This window comes from Bizionia sp. (genome assembly GCF_048259285.1).
Taxonomy (GTDB): Bacteria; Bacteroidota; Bacteroidia; order Flavobacteriales; family Flavobacteriaceae; genus Algorimicrobium; species Algorimicrobium hallyeonense.
The window spans coordinates 1-8,270 of sequence record NZ_JBLXHU010000062.1 but is presented as its reverse complement, the minus strand read 5'-3'; the positions used below and the strand labels follow the sequence as shown (position 1 = coordinate 8,270).

The following is an 8,270-nucleotide window of genomic DNA, read 5'->3' as shown; positions in this document are numbered from 1 at the left end:
AGCTATATCGGATTTAAGAAACTAGAGGTTATAGTGGGAAGCTCGGAGGAACTTTCCCTTGTATTAGAGGAAGATGTGACTGATCTTGGAGCGGTGACGGTCAATGCAGGATATTATTCTGTAAAGGAGCGGGAAAGGACAGGAAATATAGCAAAAGTAACCTCAGAGGATATAGAGTTGCAACCAATTGTAAGTCCTATAGAGGCATTGCAAGGCCGGATGGCCGGGGTTGAAATTTCACAACAGGATGGCATGCCTGGAAGCGCCCCAGTTATACGAATTCGGGGAACTAATAGTCTGAGGAAGGAAGGTAATTACCCCCTATATATTATTGATGGTATGCCTATTAATTCAACTCCCATCGAATCTGGAATGGGATTTCCAGAAAATGTACTTCCAGGGAATATAGATCCCTTAAGCACCTTAAACCTTTCCAATATTGAAAGTATTGAAGTGCTAAAAGATGCTGACGCCACCGCTATTTACGGTTCAAGGGGAGCTAATGGAGTTGTTCTTATCACTACACGTAAAGGTCAAGGCTATGAACAAAAGACTCAAATAGAGGCTAGATGGTATTCTGGTTTTAGTCAAGTAGGTAGAAAGATGAATTTGCTGAATACGGAGCAATATGTCAAACTTAGAGAGGTTGCAATTGCAAATGCTGACTTAGAAGTGGATGCCAATAGAGCTCCAGATATAGCACTATGGGATACAAATCGTTATACGGACTGGCAGGAAGAATTACTCGGCGGGATGGCCCCCTTAATGAACATGAATCTTTCCGTTTCTGGAGGGAATGCTAATACAGCTTTTAGATTAAATGGATCATTTAGTAAACAGGGAAATGTATTTCCAGTGAGTTTAGATTATAAAAAAGCAACAGCAGGGCTAACAGTAAACCATCGATCCACAAATGAAAAATTTAAAATTGATTTGGTCTTGAATTACGGGACGGATCAAAGTGAATCATACTCAGTTAATAAAATTGTTGAAAGTGCATATTTACTTCCTCCCAATGCCCCACCTCTATACAATGAAGATGGTAGCTTACATTGGGAAGAATGGAGTTTACTCAATAAAGACAATCCATTAGCTGGAAAGTATACTACTGTAAATGGGGAAATTCATAATTTAATATCAAACCTCATGTTATCATATGAAATACTACCAGGGCTTTCAATAAAAAGTAGCTTTGGTTATACTCGAAATACCCGAGAGTCCCTTGGTAAAAGTTTAAATTATAGAGTTCCACCCGCAGAAAGGCAAAATACAGAACATGAAATTCGTAAAGGTTTTCAAAAAAGATTGACATGGAATATTGAGCCACAAATAACCTATAGACGTTCCTTAGGTAAAGGTACTATAGACGCCTTGGCAGGTACCACTTTTCAAAAAAATGAAAGTGATGGGTTGGGTATTCGTGGAGAAGGATTTGTATCTGAATCCTTAATTAAAGATGTGAACTCTGCAAATACCTATTACAACCTAGGAGGAAGATTTAATGAATATAAATATCATGCACTATTTGGACGTTTAGGATATAATTGGAACCATAAATATTTTATTAACCTAACTGGTAGAAGAGATGGTTCTTCACGTTTTGGACCAGATAAGCGATTTTCCAATTTCTGGGCAGCAGGATTAGCCTGGATATTTACCGAAGAACCCTTTATAAACAATAATATTCCATTCTTAAGTTTTGGAAAACTCAGAGGAAGTTATGGGACTACTGGTAATGACCAAATCGGAGATTATCAATATTTGGATTCATATGAATCTACTTCTGCTCCAGGAGGGCTATACCCCACTGGTTTATTTAATGCAAACTTTGCCTGGGAGGAGAACAAAAAATTGGAAGGCGCATTCCAATTAGGATTTCTAAATGACCGAATAAATCTTGGTGTAAGTTGGTATCGAAATCGTTCATCGAATCAACTAGTCGGTTATCCACTTCCAGCAATGACAGGCTTTACTACTGTACAAGCTAATTTACCTGCCACGGTTGAAAACACGGGCTGGGAGATTGAAATGTCAACAATAAATATACAATCTAAAAACTTTCGCTGGCAAACTTCATTTAATATCAGCTATCCCAAAAATGAGTTAATTAGTTTTCCAGGGATAGAACAAACTTCATACGCTAGGATATATAAGGTGGGTCACCCTTTAGATATTGTATTTCGTTATCAATATGATGGAATAGATTCACAGACAGGATTTCATAAGGTTAGGGATGTAAATGAAGATGGAAATTACGATTTTGAGGATAGGGTTGTGATTAAAAATGCGGGAAGACAGTATTATGGAGGTATTAATAATAGTTTCTCTTTCAAAGGTTTTCAGTGTAGTTTTTTATTAGATTTTATAAAACAAAAATCAATTAAAAGCACCATGTTTTCCACAAGTGCTCCAGGGTATTCTGGAGGGTATTATAATCGTGCAATTGAAGATTATACCGCCTGGGAAGATGGGACTTTATACATAGAAGATTCTACTGCTTTTTATAGTTCATATTTAAGAGCACAAAGCAGTGATTATGGATGGGTTGACTCCTCCTTTTTACGCTTAAAAACCTTGTCTTTAAGTTATGACATCCCTTCATATTTGATGGAAGGTATAGGTATTGATACTTTCCGAATTTTTGTTTCTGCGCAAAACGTGTTCACTATTAGCTCATACGCAGGATTAAATTTAGAAGCAAACCCTTCCTCCTTAACCATACCCCCATTAAGGACAATAACCAGTGGTATACAAATTATATTTTAATAAAGAAATCATGAAAAAAAGCACCATAATCTTTGTTATAATCTGTCTAATTGTAAATTCCTCATGTGAGGATTATGTAGAAATAGATACACCAAACTTCCAAATAGTAAATGAGAATGTATTTTCTGATGAATCAACTGCACTCGCTGCAATGCAGGGAATATATAATGAGTTAAGCCCTTCTTTTTTCACAGGAGCGGCAAGTACTCATATGGGAATGTCTGGAAACCTAATCGAACCTAGGATTGCTAGTTTAAAGTATGACCCATATTACCAACATGACATAAACACTTTAGATGGTGTAGATGCAACAGATAACCTAAGAGTCTGGAGCAGTGCTTATAATATGATATATTTGACCAATAGCCTCATAGAAGGAGTCAAAAATTCATCAGTACTGTCAGAAGATCTTCGTAATAGCTTGTTAGGACAAGCCCTATTTATACGCGCCTGGACTTATTTTTATCTTACCAATTTTTATGGCGATGTACCCTTATTATTAAGTACAGACTATGAGATAAATGCGACAGCTCCTAGGGTTTCCGCAGAGGAAGTTTGGCTACAAATTGAGAGTGATTTAGATGAAGCAATTGCGCTATTACAAACTGACATAATTTATCCTGAAGAGCAACGGTTTTACGTAACTCAAAATGTTGCCTTTGCTTTTAAGGCTAGGGTCTGTCTTTATCGCGAGGATTGGTCTAAAGCAGAAGAATATAGCAGTAAGATTATAGCACAATCCTCTGATTATGAAATGTTGGATGATTTGGAAAAAGTGTTCTTAAGAAATAGTAAAGAAGCAATATGGCAAATCGACCCCATTGGTTCTACACCCAGAATAGTAACCGCCGAAGGTTTGGCTTATGTTATACGAACTTTTCTATTTGGATTGGTACAAGGAGAAATAGTGCTTTCGCAAGATTTTGTGAATGATTTTTCGGGTAATGATAAACGTCTTATGTATTGGGTAGGGACATACCAGAAATCTAGTGATATATATCCTTACATTAACAAATATAAAGAGTATGTCTCAAATAGTAATAATTCTGAGTCTTCCGTAGTACTTCGCTTAGCTGAACAATATCTTATACGTTCAGAGGCTCGATTGCGTCAGAATAAATTGGATATGGCAATCAAAGACATTGATGTTATACGGCACAGAGCTGGAATAGATTTGATTGTAGATACAAATCCAGAAATCACTAGTGAGGCATTATTAGATACCATCATGGAAGAGAGGAAAAAGGAGCTTTTTGGTGAGTATGGCCATCATTGGTTAGACCTGAAACGCACAAAAAATGTCTTGGAAGAATTTGTAGACAACCCCTCATGGCAGGATACGGATATCTGGTATCCAATTCCAGAACAAGAGCGCCTTAAAAACCCCAATTTGGGACAAAACGAAGGTTATTAGAAAAAACTCCTCGCACATTTACTTAATCCCCCTCCTACTTCTTTTGAAATTCATACTTCAAGGTCGAAAATAGTTTTAATCACATTAAACATCAATAATGATAAATAAAATTAAGCATTCAATTAAGTTTCTTTTAATTGTAGTTTGGGCGATAATTGGTAACGCCCAAAGTAATGATATAAATCCAATAGATTCCCTGCCATTAGATCCAGCAATACGTTACGGTCGTCTAGATAATGGTTTCACCTACTATGTGAAATCATTGCCAAACACTGAAAAAGTAGAAATGAATTTATGGGTAAAGGCGGGAATTTTCAATCAATCAGTTAACCAAAAAAGTGTAGCACATCTTATTGAACACCTACCCTTTAGATCAACTAAACATTTTCCAGGTAGTAACATAAAATTAAGCCCTTTAATTAAAAAGCACGGTATAAAAGATTTTGCCGGGCGTACCATAAGGATACACACAGAATATCAGTTGAAGGTACCTTCATCATCTGGAATTGAAGGGTTATCCACTGGGTTATTATGGTTCAAGGATATAGGAGATTTGGAGATTTCCTCTTACGATGTTAAAAAGGAAACTGGGATACTGCGTCAAGAGGCAATTTATCGTTCAGGCGATCTTATGGAATGGATCCTATTGAATAAAAAAAGAGAGTCTTTAGTATATCCATGTACTCCGGATCTCTCTACCTTTTTCACAGATATTGAGAATATCACTTCGACGGAAGTAGCTGGTTTTTATAATAAATGGTACCGCCCGGATCGTATGGGGTTGGCAATTATAGGAAATATTAAAAACATAGCCATTTTAGAAGGTAAGATAAAATCGTATTTTTCTAATATCCCTGTCCCTGCTTCTCCCAACCCAAAATGCAATTGTAATGAGAAATACATACAACAGGAGAGTAAATTTGCAATAGTGGAGAGAATCCCAGCTGGATGGATAAAGAATGATGATCTGCCTGTCGAAGTGTTTTTGGACTTTCGAAAACAAGATCCGTATCTTAAGCAAGAATATTCTAAAAAAGCATTTCAGACATCTTTGGTATGGGATGCTTTAGGAAGATTAATTGATCGTCGATTTATTGCGAAAAATATCAATTCATCTTTTGTAAATCAAAAAAAAAGAGAAAAGCCCTTTTTACAGATAGGGTTTAATGAAAGTAATGGTACCGAAAAACAAAAGATTCAAGATATTGTCAAACTTTTACATCAGGTACAAGTATTCGGTTTTACCGCTGAAGAATGGAGTATTGTACAAGGAAATATAATAGAAGAATATCTAAATAAGACGGATACAACCAGTGTAGATTATTGGAATACTCAGATTAAAAGCCATTTTGTCAATGGAGTAGTTTTACCTGAAAATAAATCAAAAATAATACAGCGTATACTTAAGTCAATAACCTTAGAACACATTAATGAATATATAAAAACACAATTCAGCGCTTCCCCCGATGACATATCCATGTTAGTGCCTATAGATAATAAAGCCCTGTTGTATACAGAAAGTGAAGTGAGGAGATGGATTCAAGAAGCTTTAGAATATCCAATATCACCTTTTACAGGATCAGTTCAACTTCATAAAAAAGATGTTAAAGAAGAAAATGTGCCTTTATTAACAGAAAAGGAAATTGATGCTCTTTCAATGTTAGGAATCACTAATATGGGTATTGATCCAAATACCGGAGTAGAGGTTTTAAAATTAGACAATGGAATTCGTGTCCTATTGGACAGAAAAGATCTTACAACAAATGCTAAAGGTTCTATAAAAATACATGGTTTCACCCGTAAAGGGGCTAATTGTTACAGCCTTAGAGATTATTTCTCTGCTATTAATGCCCCAGATTTAATCCAAGCAAATGCGTTAAGAGATAATGCTAGGGTCTATGTAAATAATTTAACATCTGGTATAATAACTGGAGGGGATATAAAAAACAAGGAAAAGATATTCCAACAAATATATCTATGTTTTACTTCCCCCCTCCGCCCAACTAAGAATATCTATAAACAATGGAAAAAACAAGCTAAAAAACAATACTTCTATCCCGCTTACGATCTGACTGGATCTGATTTTATGAACATCTCAAAAGCTTTTTTAGGAGATAAAAGTTTCATTCCCAAAGGAACAATGCGATTTTACGGCATAGAGAAAACCAAACCTAAAAGGGCTTATAATATATATAAAGACATTTTTGGAAATGCTTCCAATTTTACTTTTATAGTTAGCGGCAATTATAGTAAAGATCAAATAATGCCTTTATTACAAAAATATATAGGAAACCTTCCTGTTCGAGCTAATAAACTGGTTAGTGAAAATATCATCTGCAACAAAGACGCTGAAGTCTCTTTGCCTTCAGCTCCCCTTTATAAAGAATTTTATGCAGAAGATATGCAACCAGTTTATGCTATGAGAAGTGTAAATTATGAACTGTCATATATGATGAAAAATATCGAAGATTTTTGGGATTGGAAAGAGCGGGTAAAATTAATAGCTCTTTCCAAGTTCATCCGCCCACGATTGGATCAATTACGATATGAAAAAAGGGCTGGACTTTATGGTATTAATTATTCATATACTAAATTTAACAGAAGCTTACAAACTTTTAAAATAGCAATTTATTTGGCTTGCAAAGAAAATGAGTTAAACTGGCTACGACAGGAATGTCAAGAAATTATTATGGATATAAAAGAAAATGGGATAGATCAAAATGAGTTCTACGAAATTAGTAAAAGTAATTTATATCCCTATTTTGTAGCTAAGCCAAACCAAAAACCTACTAGTAATGAGATATTTGAATATTATCGTTACGGCACGCCAATTATAAACAAAGAAGAGCGAGAAAACTTTGTACGCTCATTAACTCCTGATGATATCCAAGAAACGGCAGCTAAATATTTCACTAAAGAAAACATGTATGAATTTGTAATGAAAGATAGTAAAAGTGAGAGAAAACCTCATTAGATAAGGACTTTACTAATAAATTTAAATTATGGGTATTAACCGAGATCATAATATCTTTCAGTAAAAGATATTGCATGATTCTAAAGAAACTAAAGTAACGACCGTCTTAATAGAAGATAATAAGGCGGTCGTTTTTAAACATACTATTTATTCAACAGGAGTCAGAGAGGAAGCACTCACTGGAATAGGCTCTTCTGATTCTGATTTCAGAAGGACAGTATATTCCCCAGTTGCATCAGGTCCATAAACTTGATATACTTCATTAGGAATAGGATCACCACTCTGATCGGTAAGTTGAATTCTACAATTAAAGGTTTCTCCATTGCAATTGGCATTGACCTCATAAGTTGTACCTCCAATTTTAACAACCTCCTCAGCTAAAAGATAATCAGAGTTGTTAAAAGCAAACGACATTCCAATGGCCATGATAAAGGCCATCATCGGTAACATTAATTTTAAATTTTTCATGATTAAAAAGATTTTAATTATTAATAATATGCCTACTTCTAAAAATCAGGTTTTCGGCGTTTCTTCCCTGCTTTTGTTGCAACAAAATATTGTGATACCTAAAGGGCTAGGTAACTATTTTAACTTAGTGAGTAGGTTAAGGGAACTACATCAGTTTATGATAGCCTGCCGTTAACAGTTAAATACAGAGGAAGCGTAAAGCTTATTCCTTTTTCTGTACAGTTTTATACCAATAATGGACAGTAAGATAAGTCCCACATCAAGAATCAAATGTTCAGGCCAGGATAACAGTGTTATTATTCCTCCACAAGAACAAGGCGTATAAGGACTAAAAAACACTATACCCGATACATAGAAGGTGAAAATTATTATAAGAATTTGAGCGCTATAAAGCCCTTTTAACCTTGTCATAGGCCACGCAATAAGAATAGCTACTACAATTTCCAATATAGGTACTGCCCAACTAAGTATAGTAGCTGTTTCTTTGCCGGATAAAATAGGGGAGTTATTCAAGTTATTGAAAAAAAGATCTCCTTCCATAAGTTTAGTGACCCCGGCAAAAACAAAAAGCAGTATAAACAGATAACTGATGATCTCCGTAATTAAACCTGTATGTTTTTGATACCATTTCATATCATTTGTATTTAT

At 35.2% G+C, this 8,270-nt stretch carries 5 protein-coding genes; 3 read left to right on the top strand and 2 right to left on the bottom strand.

Features of this window, described 5'->3' with window-relative positions; genetic code table 11:
- From ACN0QX_RS14540 to ACN0QX_RS14530, 3 genes are all read left to right on the top strand, one after another.
- The coding region (locus tag ACN0QX_RS14540) for a SusC/RagA family TonB-linked outer membrane protein (protein ID WP_417197987.1) at positions 1-2,766 on the top strand (2,766 nt) is incomplete at its 5' end.
- 10 nt (positions 2,767-2,776) lie between these two features.
- Positions 2,777-4,180, top strand: a complete 1,404-nt coding sequence (locus ACN0QX_RS14535) for a RagB/SusD family nutrient uptake outer membrane protein (RefSeq protein ID WP_417197985.1) — start codon at positions 2,777-2,779, stop codon at positions 4,178-4,180.
- Between the two features lie 97 nt (positions 4,181-4,277).
- Positions 4,278-7,154, top strand: coding sequence for an insulinase family protein (locus tag ACN0QX_RS14530; protein WP_417197983.1), 2,877 nt, complete (start codon positions 4,278-4,280; stop codon positions 7,152-7,154).
- A gap of 147 nt (positions 7,155-7,301) precedes the next feature.
- Here ACN0QX_RS14530 and ACN0QX_RS14525 read toward each other — a convergent pair whose 3' ends face one another.
- Together ACN0QX_RS14525 and ACN0QX_RS14520 are read right to left on the bottom strand one after the other, a co-directional pair.
- Positions 7,302-7,622 (bottom strand): DUF6520 family protein, encoded by a 321-nt coding sequence (locus ACN0QX_RS14525; protein ID WP_417197981.1) that lies wholly within the window; start codon positions 7,620-7,622, stop codon positions 7,302-7,304.
- A gap of 171 nt (positions 7,623-7,793) precedes the next feature.
- A partial coding sequence (locus ACN0QX_RS14520; protein ID WP_417197979.1) for a MauE/DoxX family redox-associated membrane protein occupies positions 7,794-8,270 on the bottom strand: 477 nt, incomplete at its 5' end.